Below are 21,592 nucleotides of genomic sequence, written 5' to 3'. Positions count from 1 at the left end.
ACCATGTGTCACGGCCCCTAGCCGGCAGCGACCGGCGGGGCGGGCGAGGAACCTCGACCACCAGCACAGGAGACAGGCATGGACCGATTCGATATCAAGCCGATCTGCGCGGCCATCATGCTGCTGGCCGCGCACGCCGCGCCGGCGCTGGCGCAGTCCACCGGAGACGGGCAAGGCGCGCTAGCCGTTCCACCCGTCCCGCCCGCCCCGCAGCCGGCGAGCGCCGCCGCTTCCGCGACGACGACGCCAGGGGCGACCGCGGTGGTCGAAGTCACCGGCCTGCGCCAGAGCCTGCGTTCGGCAGAGACCATCAAGCGCGACGCGGTGCAGGTGGTCGACGCCATCAATGCCGACGACATCGGCAAGTTCCCCGACCGCCAGGCCGGCGACGCCCTGCAGCGCGTGGCCGGCGTGCAGGTCGGGCGCGACCGCGGCCAGACCGATACCGTGATCATCCGCGGCCTGCCCGACGTCGCCACCACGCTCGACGGCAACGAGATCTTCACCGCCGCCGGCCGCCGCCTGTCGTACCAGGACCTGCCGGTGCAGTCGATCGGCGGCATGGAGGTCTACAAGTCGGCCACCGCCAACCAGTTCGAGGGGGGCATCGCCGGCGCCGTCAACATCCGCCTGCGCGCGCCGTTCGACGCCAAGGGCTTCATGGCCACCGGCTACATCGAGGACCGCCTGCAGCAGACCAATGGCAGCGATGCGACGAAGGACCGGCACAATCCGGGCGGCGGCTTCCTGGTCAGCAACCGCTGGAACACCGGCCTGGGCGAGATGGGGGCGCTGTTCGACGTCGCCGTCAACCGCGAGAACTGGGCCTATCCGGTGCAGTGGGTCGACCGGCCGACCAATATGTTCGCGGTGCGCCCGGACGGCACCGCTACCCGGCTCGGCGAGCGGCCGCCGTTCGCGCTGGGCGAAGGTGAGGTGCTGGGCCAGCTGCCGAACATCGGCGGCATCTACAACAGCGGCCAGCGCGAGCGCCAGAGCGTGCACGGCGCCTTCCAGTGGAAGATCAATCCCCGGCTGCAGGCCAGCGCCCAGTACCTGGGCATGGGCTACCAGGGCCGCAATGCGGTCAACTACATCCTCAATATCGTCACCTGGGCGCCGCGCCTGACGAACGTGGTGCTGGCGCCGCAGGGCGGGCACTGCGACACGCCGATGGGCACGATTTGCCCGATCCTGGCCGCCAGCGCGCCGGCCGCGCAGTTCGGCGGCGCCTATGACTGGGATCCATATGTCGCCACCAGCACCTGGGGCCAGAACGAGCGCACCACCACGCATTACCTCAACCTCGGCCTGAAGTACAACGACGGTCCGCTGAGCGTCGATTCGCAGCTGGGCTATACCCGTTCCAAGTTCGTCAACGACACCGTGATCGTCGACCAGCAGGTGCCGGGCGCGAGTGCGAGCGTGTTCGCCGCCGGCGCCGACGGCCATGGCGGCTACAACGCCGTCGCCACCCCGGGCAGCGCCAACGCCCTGCGCGACCCCAACCAGTTCGTGCTGCGCGGCCTGGTGCAGAACTGGAACGAACAGGCCGGCTCGCAGCTCCAGTGGCGCTCCGACGCCACCTGGCGCCTGGGTGGCGACGGCTTCTTCAATGCGCTGCTGGGCGGCGTGCGCCTGTCGACGCGCAAGGCCAGTTACCACGGCGCCGAAGACCACGCCGACTTCACGGGCGCGGTGCGGCCGACGCCGCTGCAGGCTTTCAGTCCCTCGTTCCAGCAGCTGGTGCCGGGGCTGGACCGCCTGGGCGGGCCATGGGCGACGCCGTCGGCCGACTTCCTGATCGACCATGCCAACCTGGTGCGCGAAGGCTATGGGGTGGGGCCGGGACGGGTGCCCGAGGACCCCACCCGGCTGTTCGACCAGCGCGAACGCAGCGCCACGCTCTATCTCGCCGCGCGCTGGAAGACCGCGCTGGCCGGCGTCGAGGTCAGCGGCGAAGCCGGTGCCCGCGTGGTGCGCGTCAACCGCGAGCTGCGCGGCCAGACCCGCATCGGCGACACCGTCTCGGACGTTGACCTGTCGACCTATGAAACCAACTACCTGCCCAGCGCGTCGGCGATCATCGCCTGGACCGAACAGTGGCAGTCGCACCTCGCGGTAGGCCGCACCATCACCCGGCCCAATTTCAGTGCCCTGAACCCGGCGCTGTCGCTGGTGCCGCCCACCGTGAACGCGCCAGGCAGCGGCGGCGCGGGCAATCCCTACCTGAGCCCCACCCGCTCGACCAACCTCGACGCGACCCTCGAATACTATTTCAAGAACAACGGCTACGCGCAGCTTGCGCTGTTCCACCGCGACATCGTGGGCTACCTGCAGAACTTCACGCTCGACGAATCGATCGGCGGCCAGGTGTACCGCGTGACGCGCCCGCAGAACTCGGGCCAGGGCACGCTGCGCGGCGCCGAATTCGGCATCCAGAAGTTCTTCGACTTCCTGCCCGGCCCATGGAGCGGCTTCGGGGCGCAGTTCAACTACACCTGGATCGACGGCGACAACGAGAGCAAGACCGCCTTCGACAGCGACACCTTCACCACTACCGCGCTGGTGGGGGTAGCGCGCCAGAACTACAACGTCGCGCTACTGTACGAGCGCAACGGCGTCACCGGCCGCCTGGCCGCGACGCGCCGCGGCGACTACGTCGAACAGATCGCCGAGCCGCCATTCAACCAGGACCGCGTGGTCAAGGCTACCACCTTCGTCGACCTGAGCATCGGCTACGAGCTCAATCCGCGGTTGGCGCTGCAGTTCGATGCGATCAACCTGACCCGCGCCAGGTTCCAGAGTTCGCTCGGACCCTACCAGCCGCGCGATATCCGCTACAACCCCACGACCTATGGCGTGAGCCTGCGATTCAAGATGTGAGCACGGCATCGAGGAGAAACGATGGCGCGAACCTACCAGAATCCGGTGTACCCCGACACCATGGCCGATCCCTTCGTCCTGCGGCACGCGGGCGTGTATTACGCCTACGGGACCGGCCCCGCCGGCGCTGACGGGCGCCAGCTGCCGGTGCTGCGCTCGGCCGACCTGGTCGACTGGGAGCCGCTGGGGCACGCCCTGGAGCCGAACGGCGACGCCCGCTACTGGGCGCCCGAGGTGGCCTGCCACGAGGGCAGGTTCTACATGTACTACTCGTCGGGCAATGCGCCGGAGGGGACCGATCAGCGCCTGAAGGTCGCCGTGGCCGACCGTCCGGCCGGACCCTTCGCCGATACCGGGACGATCCTGGTGCCAGACCAACCGTTCTCGATCGACGCCCATCCCTTCCGCGACCGCGATGGCGGATGGTATCTGTTCTACTGCGTCGACTTCCTGGAGCAGGACGCTGACCACCGGGTCGGCACCGGCATCGTGGTCGACCGCCTGCTCGACATGTGCACGCTGGCGGGCGCGCCGCGCGTCGTCGTGCGGCCCCACCATGACTGGCATGTGTTTCGCAAGGGGCGGCATATCTATGACGCGGTACGCGACTGGCATACGGTGGAAGGGGCCGCGGTGCAGGTGCACGACGACGTCTTCTACTGCTTCTACAGCGGCGGCGCCTGGGAGCGCGAGAACTATGGCGTCAGCTACGTCATGGCCGACCATCCGCTCGGCCCCTACCGGCGCCCGCAAGGGGGCGAGGAGGCGCTGCTGATGCGCAGCCGGCCCGGCGCCGTCATCGGCCCTGGGCACAACAGCTTCACGACGTCGCCCGACGGCAGCGAAACCTGGATCGTGTACCATGCCTGGGACGTCGCGCAGACCGCGCGCCGGATGTGCATCGACCGCCTGGCGTGGGATGGCGCGCGGCCGGTCACGTCGGGCCCCAGCGCGGCGCCGCAGCCGGCGCCTAAAAGATCTCCGGTACGATGATCTCGGGCGGCACCGGCCGCCGCACGTAATCGTGGTGGCATTCGCGCTCCGGCGGCTCGATCGTCGGCCGGTCGGCCCCGACATATGGCGTCTGCTGCAGCAGACGATGGATGCAGTGAAGGCGCGCACGCGTCTTGTCCACCCCTTGCACCACCGAGCAGCGCGCCTCCGGGATATGGGTGCGCTCGAGCATGACTTCCTTGGCCCGGGTGTACTCTTCCCAGCGCCGGCGCGATTCCAGATCCATCAGACTCAGTTTCCACTGCTTGAGCGGGTCGTGGATGCGGCGCGGGAAGCGCGCGCTCTGTTCCGCGTCCGAGATCAAGTACCACCGGGCGCGTTCGCGCTCGTTCGGCGCCGGCAGCGCGGCCACCCGGCAGACCCTGGGATTAAGGCGCTGGGCGATGCGCTTGACGACGCCGCCCTTGCCGGCGGCGTCGCGGCCCTCGAACAGGATCACGGCCTTGTGGCCGGTATGCACGACCCTGTCCTGCAGCTTGACCAGTCCGGCCTGCAGGCGCAGCAGATCATGGAAATACTGGCGCCGCGCTTCCTTTTCCTGTTCGTTGCAGGGGGCAAGGGCAGTAGCGTTCCAGGTCGAGGTCAAGGTCGTCGAGTTCCAGCGCGAGTTCCTCGTCGTCGCTGTCGCTGAGGTCGCGCTGCACGCAGCGGGGAAGGCCGATGGCTTGGACGGCAGGCATGGGGGCTTCCTCTGCAAGCGCATGATGGATGGTGAAAAGTCCATGCCGGTGTAGCGCCGTCCCATGTCACCGCCGTGACAGGCCGCCCGTCGGGTCAGTCAGGCCGTTTTCCCGCGTTGTTCCGGATCAGCCCGGGCGCCGCGTACAACCCTTCCGTCACCTGGATCGCCAGGCGCTCGGCATCGCGCCGGCGCACGGTATCCATCACGTGCATGCGTACCTCGGCATCGGGTTCGAGCAGCTCCAGCGCCTTGCCGGCCAAACCGAGCGCCGATTCGACCGTCTCGCGCACCTGCCAGTCCACGCCGGCGCGTATCAGTTCGATGGCGTGCTCGCGGTCGAAGGCGCGCGCCAGCACCGGCGTATGCGGGAACGCGGCCTTGGCGATTTCCACGATCTTGAGGCAGGCCGGACGGTCGTCGATCGCCACGACGATCAGCTGCGCCTCGTGCGCGCCGGCGGCGTGCAGAATATCGAGCCGGGCGCCGTCGCCATAATGCACCTTGAACCCGAGCGGTTCCAGGTCGAAGATCGCCTGGGTGCTGGTTTCGATGATCGACAGCGAGTTGCCGTGCTCGAGTAGCGGCTGGCTGGCGATCTGGCCGAAGCGCCCGAAGCCGATCAGGAGCACGTTGGCCGACAGGTCTGCCGGCGCGGTGACCTTGTCCCTGGATGGCGCCCAGGCAGGCATGAAGGCGTCGTACAGCATGATCAAAAAGGGCGTCAGGATCATCGAGACGATGACGGCGGTGGTCAGTATGGCGTTCTGGCGCGCGTCGAGGATGCCGGCGGCGGCGGCGGCCGCATACAGCACGAAGGCGAACTCGCCGCCCTGGGCCATCAGCACTGCGCGGCCGATCGCTTCGCGGCTGTCGAGCTCGAACATGCGCGCGACGCAGTAGATGACTGCCATCTTGAGCAGCATGTAGCCGGCCACGCCCAACGCCACCTGTTGCCAGCTGCTGGCGATCACGCCCAGGTCGAGCGCCATGCCGACGCCCAGGAAGAACAGGCCGAGCAGGATGCCGCGAAATGGCTCGATGTCGGCCTCGAGCTGGTGGCGAAAGGTCGATTCGGACAGCAGCACGCCGGCCAGGAAGGCGCCCATGGCCATCGACAATCCGCCCAGCTGCATGGCGTAGGCGGCGCCGAGGACGACCAGCAATGCGGCGGCGGTCATGACCTCGCGCGCCCGCGCCCGCCCCAGCACCCTGAACAAGGGGTCGAGCAGGTAGCGTCCCGCCAGCACCAGGCCGGCGATGCTCGCGGCGCCGATGGCCACGGCCTCGATCCGCGCCGCGCCGGTGATGCGTTCGGTGCCTGGCGCCAGCAGGGCCACCACGGCCAGCAGCGGCACGATCGCCAGGTCTTCCAGCAGCAGGATGGCGATCGTGCGCCGCCCGCGCGGCAGCCCGCGTACGCGCCGCTCCTCCAGCATCTGCATCACGATGGCGGTCGAGGTCAGGACGAAGCCGGCGCCGCCGACGAAACTCTGGGCAAACGGGAAGCCCAGCACCATCCCGAACACCGTCAGCACCGCACCGGCGCCTGCCACCTGGGCAAAGCCGAGCCCGAAGATCTCGCCGCGCATGGTCCAGAGGCGCGACGGCTGCATTTCGAGGCCGATCACGAACAGGAACATCACGACGCCCAGTTCGGCGATGTGCAGGATCGCTCCGGGATCGGCCACGATCTGCAGGCCGAACGGCCCCACCGCCATGCCGGCGGCCAGATAACCCGTCACGGAACCGAGCCCCAATCGTTTGAACAGCGGCACCGCCAGCACGGCCGCCCCGAGCAGCATGAGGATTGGCAACAGCTCGATCGCCGCTGCCGGAGCGTGTCCGGCGGTCGCGGAGGTCATGGCATTGCGCTGGCGGGGGCCGGCTTGACCCGGGTCCAGAGCTCGTCGAAGGCGATGGCGTCGAAGAAGGCCCAGACCCTGACGGCCCGGTCGTCGCGCATTTCCATGATCCAGGCATAGGTGTTCACATAAGGCTCGCCATCCAAAGCAGTGCCCTGGGCGTCGAAGAAGACGATCACCGTGTCGCCCTCGGCCACCAGCTTGCGCACGGTGGGCCGCAACGGCCCGGCCATGCGCGCATTGAAGGGGTGGATTACTTCGTTCATGAAGGCCGCTTTGTCGGGATAGGCGCGCGATGCTAGCGAGCGGCCCGTGATGGTCCACTGGGCGTCGTCGCCGAGCAGGCCGAACGGCCCCCCGGTGCCGTCCGCCCAGGCCTGGAAGGCGGCCCTGACCCGTTCCTTGTTGCGCGATTCGGTCTGCGTTGTCATGCTAGCGCTCGTATCGTTGGCCTGCAGCGGAAGTGACGCGCCGGCGGCGAGCAGCGCAGCCGCCAGGCACATGGTTTGCGTGATGGTTGGCATGGTTCGTCGGCTAGATCGTGTTGTCCCAGGCTGCGAGCTGGTGCTGCTTGAGCATGTCCTCGATCACCTTTGGCATCACGTTGCGGAACTTGCCGCTGTCGGCCGGGACGATCTCGATCATCCGCTCGATCATCTCCGTCGGATCCATCTTGCCTTCCGGGGTGGCGAAGAAGTCGTCGAAGCCCTTGCGCAGCTGCGTGCGATCGGTCAGGTGCTTGCGCTCGTCGAGCCAGCGGAAGGGGTTGTCGGCCATGGTCTCGTTGTAGCCGGTATAGTAGGCGCCGGGATTGATGGTCTGGATCCGGATGCCATAAGCCGCCAGTTCCTGCTGCAGCGCCTCGGCGATGGCTTCCAGCGCATGCTTGGTCGAGACATAGGTGCCCCAGTTGGCCGGCGTGAACAGGCCGCCCATCGACGAGGTGAAGACCACCTTCTTGCCCTGGGGCGTGCCGCCGTCGATCCACTTGCGCACCACGCGCTGGGTGAGCGTCAGCGGCAAGAACACGTTCACCTCGTAGTTCTTGCGCACCAGGTCGACGGGGATTTCCCACACCGGCCCGGCCTCGCCCATGCCGGCGTTGTTCCACAGCACGTCGTAATCCCAGGTGAGGGCCTGGTCGATGTCGTAGGGGTCGGTCAGGTCGAGCCGCTCGACGCGGATGCGGTCGGCCAGGCCGAGTTCGCGAACCTCTTCGCGCAGTGTAGTAGCCTGCGAGGACACATGCACGGTGGCGATGATATTGTGACCATTTTTGGCCATGCCGAGGGCGGCGCCGCGGCCGAAACCGACGGCGGGCCGGTAATCAGGATCGTCTTGGACATATCGATACTCCTTGATGGGAAGAATGGATGATGGATTGCCGGGATTACCGTGTGCTGAATGCCGCGGCGCCGGCCCGGGCGATTTCCTGGTCCTCGGTGACCGCGCCGCCCGAGACGCCGACGGCGCCGAGCACGGTCCCGTCGCTGGACTTGAGCGACATGCCGCCGGCGAATGGCATGAGACCACCGTTGCTGAGTTCGAGGCCGGGGGCCGGCGCGCCAGGCTTGCAGTAGTCCCAGATGTCTTCGCTATTGCAGGCGAACAAGGCCGCCGTCCTGGCCTTGCCCAGGGCGACATCGATCGATCCCAGCGGGGCGTCATCCATGCGCTGGAATGCCTTCAGGTGGCAGCCGCTGTCGATCACCGAAATCACGACCGGAACGCCGAGGGTCCTGGCCCTGGCGTGCGCCGCGTCGATGACCATCTGGGCCTGCTGGCTCGTGATACCCATGTGCATACTCCCTTGAATGAAAGTCACGGATCAGGTTTCGGTGGCTACTACCACAGACAGGGACCGCGTTATGACCATGGCCAGAGCATTGCCCCGGCTCGGTGGCAGCGGCTGGCTGCCGCCGGTACCTGATACGGATTATCTGTAAAACATGGTTCGCTGCGTGGTAAGGTATTGCCAATCTCTGGTACTAACGTGCCATGTGCGGGGACACCATGCACACATCAACAACTGCGGACAACCGCCTGCTGGCCGCGCCCGTCGCGAGCAGCCAGAACCGGCCATGGAGCGGTGTCGGCATCAATATCTACGAATGGCAATCGGCCGGCCGGGTCGGCTCGGGTGTGCTTGACCAGGACGTGATCGGGATGCGCATCTCGGGCACGGTCCGCCTGACCCAGGTACGTGACGGCGCGACCCATAGCGCCATGATCGGTCCAGGAAATATCGGTATCCATCCACGCGGCATGCCTTCCGAGTGGGCATGGGATGGCCCCGGCGCCATCATGCTGATGCGGGTGCCGCCGACGTTGCTGCAGCAGGCAGCCGAGACGTCGCTGCGCGGCGCGCTGCCCAGTACCGAGCTGGTGAATTGTTTCGCTACGCGCGACCCGTTCGTGGAGCGGATCGTGGCGCTGTTCCTGGCCGAGATCGAGCGCCCGCCGCACCCGGCTCAGGCCTATGTCAGCCAGGCCTTGTCGAGCGCGCTGGCCCTGCACCTGGTGCATCGCTTCAACTGCCAGATGGCCCCGCCGGAGCGTGCGCCGCGCGGACTGAACGCGCGCAGCCTGCAGCGGGTGAAGGAATTCATCGACGCCAACCTGCACGCAGAGATTGACCTGCAAATGCTGGCCAGCGTCGCCAATGTCAGCCGCTTCCATTTCGCGCGCTTGTTCCGCCGCAGCACCGGCAGCAGCGCCATCGCCTACCTGGAGCGGATGCGCATGCTGCGCGCGCAGGCGCAGATCCGGCATGGCCGGCTGCCGCTGGTGCAGGTGGCGGCGCTGGTCGGGTATGCCGATCAGAGTTATTTTACGAGGCGCTTCCGGCTGGCGGTGGGGGTAACGCCGGCCAGGTATGCGCGGCTGTGCGCCGCGCGCGCGCTCGAGTGGCGCTAGCAGGGCTTCCATGGCGCGGCAGGCGGGGCCGATGGTGTTGGAACGGCATGTTATACTGGCGCCGTTCCGACTTTCGCACTGTATATGCGACGATTCATCGTCATCTGCCTGACCCTGCTGCTCCCCCTGAACATGTTTGCCCTGGCCATGGCCGCATCCGCGATGCAGCCGGCGGCGACGCAACACGTCACACCCTCCGAAGTCCTCATTCACACGGCTGCGCTCGAGACCGATGCCGCCGTGCCGTTGTTCGCCGACGCCTACCTGGGCGGCAACGATTGCCAGTCCGCCTGCGATATCGATCCCGATGAACCGCCGGCCGGCGCCGACGTCCACGATTCGGTCCATGAAGACCTCGGCCTGCTGCTGCCCGGTGCGCCGGGAGGGGCGATCATGCCCCCGGCGCCGCCGCGCGCCAGCCACGCCTCGTTCCCACCGCTGAAACCCCCGCGCAGGCGCTAGGACCTGCCTTGGCCGCGTCCGCGGCGCCACTGGCCGATCACGATCCCCGCATGGAGCGCTGGCGCTGTCGACTGCGCCGCCATGCCGCGATCGCGGCCGCGAACAACTTTTAGCAAAATAACGAGGTAACACCATGGAATGGCTATTCGACCCGGCAATCTGGGCGGGTCTGCTCACACTCGTCGTCCTGGAAATCGTCCTGGGCATCGACAATCTGATTTTCATCGCGATCCTGGCAGACAAGCTGCCGCCGCACCAGCGCGACAAGGCGCGCCTGATCGGCCTGACGTTGGCCATGCTGATGCGCCTGGGCCTGTTGACGATCGTGTCCTGGCTGGTCACGCTCACCACGCCGCTGTTCGCGCTCGGGCCCTGGTCGCCCTCGGGGCGCGACCTGATCCTGCTCCTGGGCGGCGTGTTCCTGTTGTTCAAGGCCACCGTCGAGCTGCACGAGCGCCTCGAAGGCGTGACCCACGTCCAGACCCGGTCGAAGGTGTACGCGAGCTTCGGCGCCGTGGTGGCGCAGATCGTGGTGCTGGACGCCGTGTTCTCGCTCGACGCCGTGATCACCGCCGTGGGCATGGTCGACGAGCTGGGCGTCATGATGGCGGCCGTGATCATCTCGATCGGCGTCATGATCCTGGCCTCGAAGCCGCTCACCCGCTTCGTCAATGCGCATCCGACCGTGGTCGTGCTGTGCCTGTCCTTCCTCCTGATGATCGGCTTGTCGCTGGTGGCCGAGGGCATGGGTTTCCACATTCCGAAAGGTTACCTGTACGCGGCGATCGGCTTCTCGATCGTGATCGAGGCGCTGAACCAGTTCGCGCGCCGTAACTTCCTGAAGAACGAGGCGCGCGTGCCGCTGCGCGACCGTACCGCCGACACCGTGCTGCGCCTGATGGGCGGCAAGCGCCGTCCCGAGCATGACGCCGACGCTGCCGACGCGCCCGCAGAAGAGGCGCAAGCCTTCGGCATCGAGGAGCGCAATATGGTCAGCGGCGTCCTGACGCTGGCCGACCGTTCGATCCGCTCGATCATGACGCCGCGTTCCGAGATGTCGTGGGTAAACCTCGACGACGAAGCGGACGATATTCTGCGCCAGTTGCAGGACTCGCCGCACAGTCTGATGCCGGTGGGGCGCGGCCAGCTGGACAACCTGGTCGGCATCGCCCGCACCAAGGACCTGATCAGCCAGCTGGTGCTGCAGGCGCGCATCGACGATGCCGTCGTGGACGGCAACGGCCCGATCCGCAAACCGATCCTGTTGCCAGACACCGCCGGCGTGCTGAAAGCGATGGACACGCTCAAGCGCGCTCACGGCCAGCTGGTGCTGGTGACCGACGAATTCGGCCTCGTCCAGGGCCTCCTGACGCCGGTCGACATCCTGGAGGCCATCGCGGGCGAATTCCCCGACGAGGACGAGCAGCTGGCGATCCAGCCCAAGGGGCCGGGCGCGTGGGAAGTCGACGGCGCGGCCGACCTGCACCAGCTCGAACAGGCGCTGGAGACCTCGGGCCTGGTCAGCAGCGACGACGAATACACCTCGCTGGCCGGCTTCCTGCTGGCGCGCTTCGGGAGCATGCCGGAACCGGGCCAGGAGGTCGAGATCGACGGCCTGCGCTACCGCATCCTGAGCGTGGAGGAGCGCCGCATCGCCAAGGTGCTGGTCCAGCGTGTCGTGACGGACGCCGCCGAACAAGCCGCCTGAACCCCATTTTCATCATCGTAACCGTACCTGGAAGGACATCATGAAACGTACTCTTCTCTTTATCGCGACCAACCTCGGCATCATGCTGGTGCTGGGCGTCACCGCCAGCCTGCTGGGCGTGAACCGCTTCCTCACCTCGAATGGCCTGGACCTGCCCAGGCTCCTGATGTTCGCCGGCCTGATGGGCTTTGGCGGCGCCTTCATCTCGCTGCTGCTGTCGAAGCCGATCGCGAAATGGAGCACCAGGGCGCGCGTCATCACCCAGCCGTCCAGCTCGACCGAGCAGTGGCTGCTCGACACGGTGGCGGCCCAGGCCCGGCGCGCCGGGATCGGCATGCCCGAAGTGGCCATCTACGACGGCGAGCCGAATGCCTTCGCGACCGGCGCCACCAAGAATTCATCGCTGGTCGCTGTGTCGACCGGCCTGCTGCAGTCGATGACCGAGCGGGAGGTCGAGGCCGTGCTGGCGCATGAGGTGGCCCACATCGCCAACGGCGACATGGTGACGCTGACCCTGATCCAGGGCGTCGTCAACACCTTCGTGATTTTCCTGGCGCGCATCGTCGGCTACTTCGTGGACGGCATGCTGCGCAAGAACGACGAGGAAAACAGCGGGCCCGGTATCGGCTACATGGTCACCGTAATCGTGTGCGAGATCGTGTTCGGCATCCTGGCCAGCATCATCGTGGCCTGGTTCTCGCGCCAGCGCGAATTTCGCGCCGACCGCGGCGCCGCCGCCATCATGGGCCAACCGCAGCCGATGATCGCGGCGCTGCGCCGCCTCGGCGGCATGGCCGAAGGCGAGCTGCCGAAGAACATGAGCGCCTTCGGCATCTCGGGCAAGGGCGGCGCGATGGCGCTGTTCTCGAGCCACCCGCCGATCGAAGAGCGTATCGCGGCGCTGCAGTCGCGCTAATCCTGCGCCGGGATGCCAGGCACGCCGGCGCGAATGGCGTGCGAATAGTCGACGGCCTCCAGGTCCGCCTTGCGGGCGCGGGCATTCACATGGCCGCGCTCGCGCAGGACGGCATAGGGCAGGCCTGCGGTGAGCGCACCCTGGTCGTAGGCATACTCGGCGAAATGGCCGGAGGCCAGGAGCCGGTAGTCGAGCGGCAGCGATGGATCGATGTGGCGCGCCAGCTCGAACAGGATCGTGGTGCAGTTGCTGCTCAAGGTGTTGTAGAACTCGGGCCGGCCACGCAGCCGTTCGGCGCGCGCGAGATAGTCGAGCAGCACCGAGCGCAGTTGCGCCGGCGCCGCGCGCAGCCGGTACAGGTAGACCTGCTCGCCGCGCGCATTGCTGCGGGTGCGGATCAGGTCACGCTCGTCGGCGGCGACGATGACCTGCTCGAACTTGCGAAAGAAGCCGCCGAGCGCCGAGAATTGCTCGCCGTGCTCCTTGCGGATCTCGAGCGAGAACACCAGCCTTTGCCCGTCGCTGAAGCCGAACGACACCAGCGTGTGCGCGATGTGCGGCCCCATCCAGTACGACAGCACCAGGTCGGCCGACTCGAGCTTTCCAAGGTCGTAGCGCCGCGTTTCCCAGCGCGGCGTGTAATCGGTTTCGGTACGCCACTCGAAAGCGCGTACATTGCGTAATTCAAGTTGGTCGCCGATGACTGTCGACTCCAGCAGGCGCGCGACGTCGTCGGCCCACGGCCGGTCGTGCGACGGCGCGAGCGACTGCCACCATCCCAGCATCGACAGGCCCGCCAGTGCCGCCGCGAGCAGCAAGCTGCGCTCGTGCTTTGCACCCGGCGCCCGCATCAGCGTCAGCGCCACGGCAAGGCCCAGCAGACACCACGCAGCGCCGAGGGGCAGGGCGAATGCCGGCGCCAGCTGGAACCACAGGGCCAGCGCGCCCCATGCCGTCACGAGCAGGACGACCAGCGCCAGCACGCCCCTGGCCAGCCGGCGCCAGTTCACCGCGCCTGCTCCGGCGCGGTGGCCTGCTCGGGCAGGAACCAGTTCAGGATCAAGGCGCACAGGCCGCCGGTGGCGACGCCCGATTCGAGCACGTTGCGCACGGCGGCCGGCATATGGGCCAGGAATTCCGGCACCTGCGACACGCCCAGGCCCAGCGCCAGCGAGACCGCGATCACCAGCAGAGCGCGGCGGTCGAGCGTGACGCTGGCCAGGATATTGATGCCGGCCGCCGCCACCGCGCCGAACATGACCATCGCCGCGCCGCCCAGCACCGGCTCGGGCACCGCCTGGATCACACCGGCGACCGCCGGGAACAGGCCAAGGATTACCAGGAACAGCGCGATCCACATGCCGACGTGGCGGCTGGCGATGCCGGTCAGCTGGATCACGCCGTTGTTCTGGGCGAAGATCGAGCTGGGGAAGGTGTTGAAGATCCCGGCCAGGAGCGAGTTGGCGCCGTTGACCAGCACGCCGCCCTTGATGCGCTGCATCCACAGCGGGCCCTCGACCGGCTGGCGCGAGACCTTGCTGGTGGCGGTGACGTCGCCAATCGCTTCCAGTGACGTGACCAGGTAGATCACGATCATCGGGATGAACAGCGACCAGGAAAAGCCCAGGCCGAAGTGCAGCGGCGTCGGCACCTGGAACAGCGGCGCCTCGTGCATGCCGCTGAAGTCGAGGCGGCCCATCCAGCCGGCGAGGGCGTAGCCGACGCCGAGAGCGACCACGATGGCGGCGCTGCGCAGCCACACCACCGGCACCCGGTTCAGGATCACGATGATGGCCAGCACCACGCCGGACAGCAGCAGGTTCTCGCCCGTGGCGAAGCTGCCGTTGGCCATGGCGCTGTAGCCGCCGCCCATGCTGATCAGGCCGACCTTGATCAGGGTGAGGCCGATCATCAGCACGACGATGCCGGTCACGAGCGGCGTGATGAGGCGTTTCACGAACGGCAGCACGCGCGAGACGCCCATCTCGATGAAGGAGCCGGCCACGACCACGCCAAAGATCGCGGCCATCACCGCCTCGACCGGCGTGCCCTGCTTGACCATCAGGGCGCCGCCCGCGATCAGCGGGCCGACGAAGTTGAAGCTGGTGCCCTGCACGATCAGGAGGCCGGCGCCGAACGGGCCGAAACGACGGCACTGGACGTAGGTGGCGATGCCGGAGATGACCAGCGACATCGAGACGATCAGGTTCGTATCGCGGCTGGACACGCCCAGCGCCTGGCAGATCAACAGTCCCGGCGTGACGATGGGGACGATGATGGCCAGCAGGTGCTGCAGGGCGGACAGCATGCCGAGCAGCGGCGGCGGACGGTCATCGAGGCCGAGGATCAGTTCCGACCGGGGTTCTTGGACGTGCTGGCTTGAGGGTGTCGACATGGGAAGCTGCTGGGCAAAGACGCGATTCTACCGCCAGACGGCCCGCCAGGCGCGGTCGGCGTGTAGAATGCCGCCTCTCACGCTAATCATGGGGGGGGGGATCATGGACACGCCAGGACTGACAATCGCGAGGATTCTCCACGCAGGGTATGTCTTCGAATGCGCGGGCCGGCGCATCGCCTTCGACACCATCTTCGAGAATCCTTTCAGCCGCAACTGCCACGCCTTTCCCGATGTGCGGTTCGACGTCGAGGCCATCCGGCGCCAGCGCTTCGACGCCGTCTTCATCTCGCACTTCCATGACGACCACTGCTCGCTCGAGAGCCTGGACTTGCTGGACCGCGCGACGCCGCTCCATATCTATTGCCTGTTCGACGAGCTGTTCGCCATGGTGCGCCAGCTCGGCTTCACCGATGTCCACCGCCTGGTCCTGGACCAGGCGGTCGGGATCGGGCCGTTCACGGTCACGCCGCGCGAGGCGATGGATGCCGAGGTCGACTCGATGTTCCAGGTGAGCGCCGCCGGCATGAACGTGCTGAATGTGGTCGACTCCTGGATCGACGAAGCCGTGCTCTCGCAACTGGTCGCGCAGGGGCCGTGGGACATGGTGCTGTGGCCGTTCCAGACCATGCGCGAGCTCGAGGTGCTGGCGCCGACGCGGCATGCCGCGGCGCCGCCCGGCCTGCCACAGGAGTGGATCGCCCAGTTGCGGGCGCTGGCGCCGCGCATCGTGGTGCCGAGTTCGTGCCAGTTCCTGCAGGAGCCGTGGTCCTGGTATAACCGCGCGTTCTTCCCGATTTCCTATGCCCGCTTCGTGGACGAAGTGGGGGCGGCGCTGCCGCATGCGCGCATCGTGCGGCTCGACCCATCCGTCTCGGTGCGGCTCGATGCCGCAGGCCTGCATCCGGCGCCGCCGCTGCCATGGGTGACCCCGCTAGGCGAGCAGGATGTGGACTATGTCTATGAAGGCAATGCGACGCCGCCGCCGACGAGCGAGGTCGCCCGCCATTTCGCGCCCCTGGCGGAAGACGAACAGGGCCGCGTGACCGAGTTCTGCCGCGTGGGGCTGGCCGCGAAGTATGGCGACACCGAAGCCGACTCCGCGTATTTCGACCATCCGCGCATCTGGCGCCTGTCGGTGTTCGATCATGCGGGCCAGGCGTGCCGGTATCACTACCGCCTGGACGGTGACAGCGCGGTGCCGGTGGACGCCGGCGCGGGTCCCCTCGGCTGGACGACCGAGATCCCGGCCGCCAAGCTGTATGCAGCGCTCGCACTGGGCGAATCGCTGACCTCGATGTATATGCGGATCAACGATGCCACGTTCGATGCCGACACCGAACGTGAGCTGCTGCAAGCCGAGGTGGTCGACGACCCCCTGATCCGCTGCCTGTTCGGCGACACCTTCGGCGCCTACCAGGCGGCCCAGCTGCGCCGCCTGCTGGCGCGCTGATCCCGCTTACTTGCCGAGCAGCCGCAAGGACTGTTCCCAATTGTCCTGCCAGTCGAGCAGGAAGTCGTGGGTTGCGAAGGCGCGCCGCAAGGGGCCGAGCGGCACACGGTAGACGTCGTGCAATCCGAGCGCCAGCGTCACGGGGTTCCACACGGCGTGGCGCTTCGACCTGCGGGCGCTGGCCTTGATGCGTGCGCCGTCGTCGCCGAAGATGCCGATCGCATCGTCGAGCGCCTTGCCCAGGTCCATCCTGGCGTGCGCACCGAACGCTTCGACCAGATGCGCCTTGCCGACGCCGTGCCGTGACTCGGGCGCCGGCCCCGGCGCGGCGGCGCCGCCCTCCAGGGGCGCCGTCTGGGCGCGTGCCAGCTCTTTGGCCAGGCGCTCCAGGTCCTTCCTCAGAAATCGCAATGCGTCCAGCGGTCGCGTGAAACCCGGGGCCGGCAGCCGCGCGACGATCTGGTAGGCGTCCTTGGTGAGGGTGATCACGACATCGTCGCTGCCGGCGGCGAGCCGCGCGATATCGTCGCGAAAGAAGATCGGCGCCGCATAGCCGCCATTGGCGTCGCCGAACAGCTCGGGATGGGCCGGATCGTAATCGAGCCAGACATACGGCGTGAGCGCATGCTCAAGCAGGCGCGCGAGTGTCCAGGCAGACCCGGTCTGTTGCGCAAGCCAGGAGCAGGCCTCGGCGGTATTGGCCCGGAAAGGCAGGTCGGTGGTGTTCATTCGCTGGCCTGATGCATGGTCGGGCCGTCATTCTAGCCGATCGCGGCAGGGTGTCTCCCCAATGCGCGTGTCGCGTTTCTCGCGCCGGACCGCACAGGAACCGACAGGGTGTCAATAGTGACTGACAGCCAGGCAAGCATGCCACTAAGGAGCGTGACCCGGCGATCCGCGTGATCGGCGCCGAACCGGCCCGCTCGGCCTACCGCACGCTGGTCACCGATATCCCGGCCGGCGGCCAGTTCTCCAGCGCGATCGAGGGCGTCGGCAAGGGTTGTCCTTCGCCCGCATTCGATCCGGGCGTGGTCGACGACGTGGCCCAGGTGCCGGATGAAAAGCGCTGGCCTGGATCCAGCGGCTGGCGCGCGAAGAGGGCATCCTGGCCGGCGGCTCGAGCGCTTGCGTGAGCGCCGGGATCGCCCGGCTGTTGCCGCAACTGGGCAAGGCCCGGGTCGTGACGATCTTCCCGGATTCCGGCGCCTTCTGTCGAAGTATTGCTAGGTGGGCTCAGCGCCCGTCGCGGCCGGCGTCGTCGTCGGCCTCGCTGCCTTCCGGCGCACGCGCGGTCGGCAAGTGCCAGCCGAAGCGGATGGCCGCCAGGCGCAGGCCGAAGCACAGGAGCGCCCCGCCGATGGCCGTGGGCGTGCTCGGCAAGCCCAGGGCGTCGCCCACGACCACGACCGACGCTCCCGCCAGCGCCGCGACGGCATAGATGTCCGAGCGGAACACGGCCGGCACGTTCGACAGCAGCACGTCGCGCGCGACGCCGCCGCCGATGCCGGTCAACATGCCGAGCAGCGCCGCCATCACCGGTTCCAGGCCGAATACCAGCGCCTTCTGGGCGCCGGCGACGCAGAACAGGGCCAGGCCGGCGCCGTCGAACACCAGCACCGGATGGCGCAGGCGGTTGATGGCCGGCGCCCAGAAGAAGATCGCCACCCCGGCCAGCAGCGACACGCCCAGGTAGCGCCAGTCGGTGAAGGCGGCCGGCGGCGTGGCGCCGATCAGCACATCGCGCACGATGCCGCCCGAGGTGGCGGCGACGAAGGACAGCACCAGCACGCCGAACAGGTCGAGCTGGCGCCGGACGCCGGCGGTGGCGCCGCTCAGGGCGAACACGAAGGTGCCGACCAGGTCGAGGGTCAGCACCAGGGTCTTCATGGCGACGCCCATGTCGAGGGCGGGAACGGGGAACACGGCATACCTCTGGTCAAAAAGGTGCGAGCCGCACCGAGGATGCGGATTCTACAACGCCGTGCCCGTCCGTGCCGTTGCCGCTCCCGCCCGGTCGCCTTCAGGAGGTCTCGCTGGCCTGCACGATCGCGCGCGCCACGCCGTCCCCATACGCCGGGTCGCACATCGTGCAATTGGCGATGTGGCGCGCCTTGACCTCGTCCGAGGCGCCGGCGATCGCCCGCGCCGTGTTCTGGAACAGGGCTTCGCGCTGGGCCGGCGACATTTTCCGGAACAGCAAGGCCGGCTGCGAATAATAGTCGGTGTCGACCCGGTGGTTCCAGTGGTCGGCCGCGCCTTCGAGCGTCAGTGGCGGTTCCTTGAAGTCCGGCTGGTCCTGCCACTCGCCATGGCGGTTCGGCTCGTACGACGGCGTGCCGCCGCGGTTGCCGTCAACGCGCATGGCGCCGTCGCGGTGGTAGCTGTGCACCGGGCAGCGAGGGGCGTTCACCGGGATCATGTGGTGGTTCACGCCGAGCCGGTAGCGCAGCGCATCGCCATACGAGAACAGGCGGCCCTGCAGCATGCGGTCGGGCGAGAAGCCGATGCCGGGCACGATGTGGGCGGGATTGAAGCCGGCCTGCTCGACCTCGGCGAAGTTGTTCTCGGGGTTGCGGTTCAGTTCCAGCACGCCGACCTCGATCAGCGGATAGTCGGCGTGCAGCCAGACCTTGGTCAGGTCGAACGGGTTGTAGCGGTAGGTGGCAGCTTCTTTTTCCGGCATGATTTGCACGTACATGGTCCAGCGCGGGAAGTCGCCCGCCTCGATGCTGTCGTACAGGTCGCGCAGGTTGCTCTCGCGGTCGCGACCGATCACCGTGGCCGCTTCGGCATCGTCCAGGTTCTGGATTCCCTGCTGCGTCTTGAAGGTGAACTTGATCCAGAAGCGCTCGTTGGCGGCGTTGATGAAGCTGAAGGTATGGCTGCCGAAGCCGTGCATGTGGCGAAAGCTCCTGGGAATGCCGCGGTCGCTCATGACGATCGTGACCTGGTGCAGCGCCTCGGGAAGGCTGGACCAGAAGTCCCAGTTGTTGTCGGCGCTGCGCATGCCGGTGCGCGGATCGCGTTTCACGGCGTGGTTCAGGTCCGGGAACTTGAGCGGGTCGCGCATGAAGAACACGGGCGTGTTGTTGCCGACCAGGTCCCAGTTGCCCTGCTCGGTGTAGAACTTCATGGCGAAGCCGCGGATGTCGCGCTCGGCGTCGGCCGCGCCGCGCTCGCCGGCAACCGTCGAAAAGCGCATGAAGAGATCGGTCTTCTTGCCGACTTCGGCGAACAGCAGCGCCTTGGTATAGCGCGTGATGTCGCGGGTCACGGTGAAGGTGCCGTAGGCGCCGCCGCCCTTGGCGTGCATGCGGCGTTCGGGAATCACCTCGCGGTCGAAGTGGGCCAGCTTTTCCAGGAACCACACGTCCTGGAGCAGGGCCGGTCCGCGCGGGCCGGCCGTCATGGTGTTCTGGTTGTCCACCACGGGGGCGCCCGCGGCGGTGGTCAGTTCTTTCATCACATCGTCCTCTGGTTGGATGGTGGCGCTCGGCCCGGTCCGGGTCAGCCGCGTACGAAGGCCAGCAGGTCGGCATTGACCTGCTCCTTGTGGGTATCGGTCAGGCCATGCGGCGCGCCGGGATACACGATCAGCTGGGCGTGCGGCACCAGCTTCTTCGAGGCACGCCCGGCTGCGTCGATCGGCACGATCTGGTCGTCGTCGCCATGGATGATCAGGGTCGGGATCGCGAACTTCTTGAGGTCGTCGGTGAAGTCGGTCTGCGAAAACGCCTTGATCGAGTCATAGGTGTTCTTGTGGCCACCCAGCATCCCCTGCAGCCACCACGACTGGATCAGGCCTTGCGACACCTTGGCGCCGGGCCGGTTGAAACCGTAGAACGGGCCGCTCGGGATGTCCAGGTAGAGCTGGGAGCGGTCGGCCAGCTGCCCCGCGCGGATGCCGTCGAATACTTCGAGCGGCAGGCCGCCGGGATTGGCCTCGGTCTTGAGCATCAGCGGTGGCACCGCCGAGATCAGGCCGGCCTTGGCGACCCGCCCGGTGCCGTGGCGGCCGATGTAGCGGGCCACCTCGCCGCCGCCGGTCGAGAAGCCGAGCAGCACCGCGTCCTTGACGTCCAGGTGAACGAGCAGCTCGGCCAGGTCGTCGGCGTAGTGGTCCATGTCGTTGCCGTTCCAGGGCTGGCTCGAACGGCCGTGGCCGCGCCGGTCGTGCGCGATGCAGCGGTAGCCCTGGTCGGCGAAGAAGATCATCTGCGATTCCCAGCTGTCCGAACTCAAGGGCCAGCCGTGGCAGAACACGATGCTCTGGCCGCTGCCCCAATCCTTGTAATAGAGTTCGACGCCTTCGGTGGTGGTGAACGTGGCCATGCGGTTACTCCTCGTGGTGTTGGTGGATATGGATCGACAGCGTGGACATGGGCGCTCCTGTCGGTGTGGATCGGTCGCGCGAAGACTGTCCCCAAGTGTAGAGAGACGCCTGGCGCGGGCGTGAGTGAATCGTCGTGAAAGCCGGCGGAGCGGGGCCGCGCGCGCAGGGTTTCACGCAATTTCACCCTCCGGGCGCTGCTTGCTGATTAGACTCGGTTTTTGTCGTCGACAACAGTGACCAAAGGAGGAACCATGAACGCGACCATCGATATTGCCGTCGCCGAGGGCAGCTTTTCCGCCTATCTCGCGCATCCAGCGTCCGGCCCCGCCGATGGGCGCGGGCGGCCCGCGCTGATCGTGCTGCAGGAGATCTTCGGCGTGAACGCGGGTATCCGCTCGATCGCCGCCGAGATGGCGAAACAAGGTTTCATCGTGCTGTGCCCGGACCTGTTCTGGCGCAGCGAACGCGGACTATCCATGCACGAAGGCGACCCGGCGCACCAGGAGCGCGGGTTCGCCCTCTATCGCGGCTACGACTTCGAGCGCGGCGTGGGCGACATCGCGGCCACCGCCGCCACCGCGCGCGCCCTGCCCGGATGCTCGGGGAAGGTCGGCGTCATGGGGTTCTGCCTGGGCGGGCTGCTGACCTTCCTGGCCGCCGCCGAGGACGGGATCGCCGACGCCGCCGTGGCCTATTACGGTGGCGGCACCGAGCGCTTCCTCGCGCGGGCGGCGCAGGTCCGCACGCCGCTGCTGATGCACCTGGCCGAAGAAGGCGAATACATCGGCAAGGACGCGCAGGCCGCCATCCACGCTGCGCTGGACGGGCAAGCCGGCGTGACGATCCATGCCTATCCCGGACAGTCGCACGCCTTCGCCCGGCCCGGCGGCGCCCACTTCGATGCGGCGTCGGCGGCGCTGGCCAACGGCCGGACCGCGGACTTCCTGCGGCGGCATCTCGGGTGA

The 21,592-nt window shown here is 67.6% G+C and carries 21 protein-coding genes; 9 read left to right on the top strand and 12 right to left on the bottom strand.

Features of this window, described 5'->3' with window-relative positions; translation table 11 throughout:
• The first annotated feature begins 78 nt into the window (after positions 1 to 78).
• Positions 79 to 2,886 carry a TonB-dependent receptor gene (locus AC56KW_RS04810; RefSeq protein ID WP_497169596.1) on the top strand — a complete coding sequence of 936 codons (2,808 nt, stop codon included), beginning with the start codon at positions 79 to 81 and terminating at the stop codon, positions 2,884 to 2,886.
• Positions 2,887 to 2,907: 21 nt separating this feature from the next.
• On the top strand, positions 2,908 to 3,879 hold the full coding sequence (locus tag AC56KW_RS04805; RefSeq protein ID WP_497169595.1) for a glycoside hydrolase family 43 protein: 972 nt from the start codon (positions 2,908 to 2,910) through the stop codon (positions 3,877 to 3,879).
• Here AC56KW_RS04805 and AC56KW_RS04800 read toward each other — a convergent pair.
• The 6 genes from AC56KW_RS04800 to AC56KW_RS04775 all read right to left on the bottom strand — a co-directional run bounded on the left by AC56KW_RS04800 (position 3,857) and on the right by AC56KW_RS04775 (position 8,242).
• Entirely contained in the window at positions 3,857 to 4,486 is a 630-nt protein-coding gene (locus tag AC56KW_RS04800; protein ID WP_497169594.1) for a polyphosphate kinase 2 family protein, read from the bottom strand. The two genes, AC56KW_RS04805 and AC56KW_RS04800, sit on opposite strands and share 23 nt — an antisense overlap.
• Complete coding sequence (locus AC56KW_RS04795; protein ID WP_497169593.1) at positions 4,407 to 4,580, bottom strand: hypothetical protein; 174 nt, start codon at positions 4,578 to 4,580, stop codon at positions 4,407 to 4,409. The genes AC56KW_RS04800 and AC56KW_RS04795 overlap by 80 nt, the downstream gene beginning before the upstream one ends.
• A 94-nt stretch (positions 4,581 to 4,674) precedes the next feature.
• Positions 4,675 to 6,444, bottom strand: a complete 1,770-nt coding sequence (locus AC56KW_RS04790; RefSeq protein ID WP_497169592.1) for a monovalent cation:proton antiporter-2 (CPA2) family protein — start codon at positions 6,442 to 6,444, stop codon at positions 4,675 to 4,677.
• Complete coding sequence (locus tag AC56KW_RS04785; RefSeq protein ID WP_497169591.1) at positions 6,441 to 6,968, bottom strand: nuclear transport factor 2 family protein; 528 nt, start codon at positions 6,966 to 6,968, stop codon at positions 6,441 to 6,443. Before AC56KW_RS04785 ends, AC56KW_RS04790 begins: the two co-directional genes overlap by 4 nt.
• Before the next feature lie 10 nt (positions 6,969 to 6,978).
• The gene (locus AC56KW_RS04780; protein WP_497169866.1) at positions 6,979 to 7,806 is read right to left on the bottom strand and encodes an SDR family oxidoreductase; all 828 of its coding nucleotides are present in this window, start codon (positions 7,804 to 7,806) and stop codon (positions 6,979 to 6,981) included.
• Between the two features lie 28 nt (positions 7,807 to 7,834).
• Positions 7,835 to 8,242 (bottom strand): GlcG/HbpS family heme-binding protein, encoded by a 408-nt coding sequence (locus AC56KW_RS04775; protein ID WP_497169590.1) that lies wholly within the window; start codon positions 8,240 to 8,242, stop codon positions 7,835 to 7,837.
• Positions 8,243 to 8,457: 215 nt separating this feature from the next.
• Between AC56KW_RS04775 and AC56KW_RS04770 the strand changes: the two genes are divergently transcribed.
• The 4 genes from AC56KW_RS04770 (at position 8,458) to htpX (ending at position 12,446) form a co-directional block, all read left to right on the top strand.
• A complete protein-coding gene (locus AC56KW_RS04770) occupies positions 8,458 to 9,360 on the top strand; it encodes a helix-turn-helix domain-containing protein (RefSeq protein ID WP_497169589.1) in 903 nt (300 codons plus the stop codon).
• Positions 9,361 to 9,444: 84 nt separating this feature from the next.
• Positions 9,445 to 9,822, top strand: a complete 378-nt coding sequence (locus AC56KW_RS04765) for a hypothetical protein (protein WP_497169588.1) — start codon at positions 9,445 to 9,447, stop codon at positions 9,820 to 9,822.
• Positions 9,823 to 9,955: 133 nt separating this feature from the next.
• Positions 9,956 to 11,530 carry a TerC family protein gene (locus AC56KW_RS04760; protein ID WP_497169587.1) on the top strand — a complete coding sequence of 525 codons (1,575 nt, stop codon included), beginning with the start codon at positions 9,956 to 9,958 and terminating at the stop codon, positions 11,528 to 11,530.
• 40 nt (positions 11,531 to 11,570) lie between these two features.
• Positions 11,571 to 12,446: a protease HtpX gene (gene htpX / locus AC56KW_RS04755; RefSeq protein ID WP_497169586.1), complete on the top strand. Its 876-nt coding sequence runs from the start codon at positions 11,571 to 11,573 to the stop codon at positions 12,444 to 12,446.
• Here the strand turns inward: htpX and AC56KW_RS04750 are convergent.
• Both AC56KW_RS04750 and AC56KW_RS04745 read right to left on the bottom strand, forming a co-directional pair.
• Positions 12,443 to 13,456: an Lnb N-terminal periplasmic domain-containing protein gene (locus AC56KW_RS04750; RefSeq protein ID WP_497169585.1), complete on the bottom strand. Its 1,014-nt coding sequence runs from the start codon at positions 13,454 to 13,456 to the stop codon at positions 12,443 to 12,445. The genes htpX and AC56KW_RS04750 overlap by 4 nt on opposite strands.
• The gene (locus AC56KW_RS04745) at positions 13,453 to 14,841 is read right to left on the bottom strand and encodes a nucleobase:cation symporter-2 family protein (RefSeq protein WP_497169584.1); all 1,389 of its coding nucleotides are present in this window, start codon (positions 14,839 to 14,841) and stop codon (positions 13,453 to 13,455) included. Before AC56KW_RS04745 ends, AC56KW_RS04750 begins: the two co-directional genes overlap by 4 nt.
• A gap of 103 nt (positions 14,842 to 14,944) precedes the next feature.
• On the opposite strand from AC56KW_RS04745, the gene AC56KW_RS04740 reads away from it, so the two are divergent.
• A complete protein-coding gene (locus tag AC56KW_RS04740; protein ID WP_497169583.1) occupies positions 14,945 to 16,294 on the top strand; it encodes an MBL fold metallo-hydrolase in 1,350 nt (449 codons plus the stop codon).
• 6 nt (positions 16,295 to 16,300) lie between these two features.
• Here the strand turns inward: AC56KW_RS04740 and AC56KW_RS04735 are convergent, their stop codons facing one another.
• The gene (locus tag AC56KW_RS04735) at positions 16,301 to 17,023 is read right to left on the bottom strand and encodes a hypothetical protein (RefSeq protein ID WP_497169582.1); all 723 of its coding nucleotides are present in this window, start codon (positions 17,021 to 17,023) and stop codon (positions 16,301 to 16,303) included.
• A gap of 170 nt (positions 17,024 to 17,193) precedes the next feature.
• Between AC56KW_RS04735 and AC56KW_RS04730 the strand changes: the two genes are divergently transcribed.
• Entirely contained in the window at positions 17,194 to 17,427 is a 234-nt protein-coding gene (locus AC56KW_RS04730) for a hypothetical protein (protein ID WP_497169581.1), read from the top strand.
• 100 nt (positions 17,428 to 17,527) lie between these two features.
• On the opposite strand, the gene AC56KW_RS04725 is transcribed toward AC56KW_RS04730, so the two are convergent.
• The 3 genes from AC56KW_RS04725 to AC56KW_RS04715 all read right to left on the bottom strand — a co-directional run bounded on the left by AC56KW_RS04725 (position 17,528) and on the right by AC56KW_RS04715 (position 20,626).
• A complete protein-coding gene (locus AC56KW_RS04725; RefSeq protein ID WP_497169580.1) occupies positions 17,528 to 18,217 on the bottom strand; it encodes a trimeric intracellular cation channel family protein in 690 nt (229 codons plus the stop codon).
• Between the two features lie 97 nt (positions 18,218 to 18,314).
• Positions 18,315 to 19,757, bottom strand: a complete 1,443-nt coding sequence (locus AC56KW_RS04720) for a catalase (protein ID WP_497169579.1) — start codon at positions 19,755 to 19,757, stop codon at positions 18,315 to 18,317.
• 44 nt (positions 19,758 to 19,801) lie between these two features.
• Positions 19,802 to 20,626 (bottom strand): alpha/beta fold hydrolase, encoded by an 825-nt coding sequence (locus AC56KW_RS04715; RefSeq protein ID WP_497169578.1) that lies wholly within the window; start codon positions 20,624 to 20,626, stop codon positions 19,802 to 19,804.
• 252 nt (positions 20,627 to 20,878) lie between these two features.
• Here AC56KW_RS04715 and AC56KW_RS04710 point away from each other — a divergent pair, with 252 nt between their 5' ends.
• Positions 20,879 to 21,592, top strand: coding sequence for a dienelactone hydrolase family protein (locus AC56KW_RS04710; RefSeq protein WP_497169577.1), 714 nt, complete (start codon positions 20,879 to 20,881; stop codon positions 21,590 to 21,592).

It is taken from the genome of Telluria sp. RT2P19, assembly GCF_059685725.1.
This window is presented reverse-complemented; position numbering and strand designations above follow the sequence as displayed.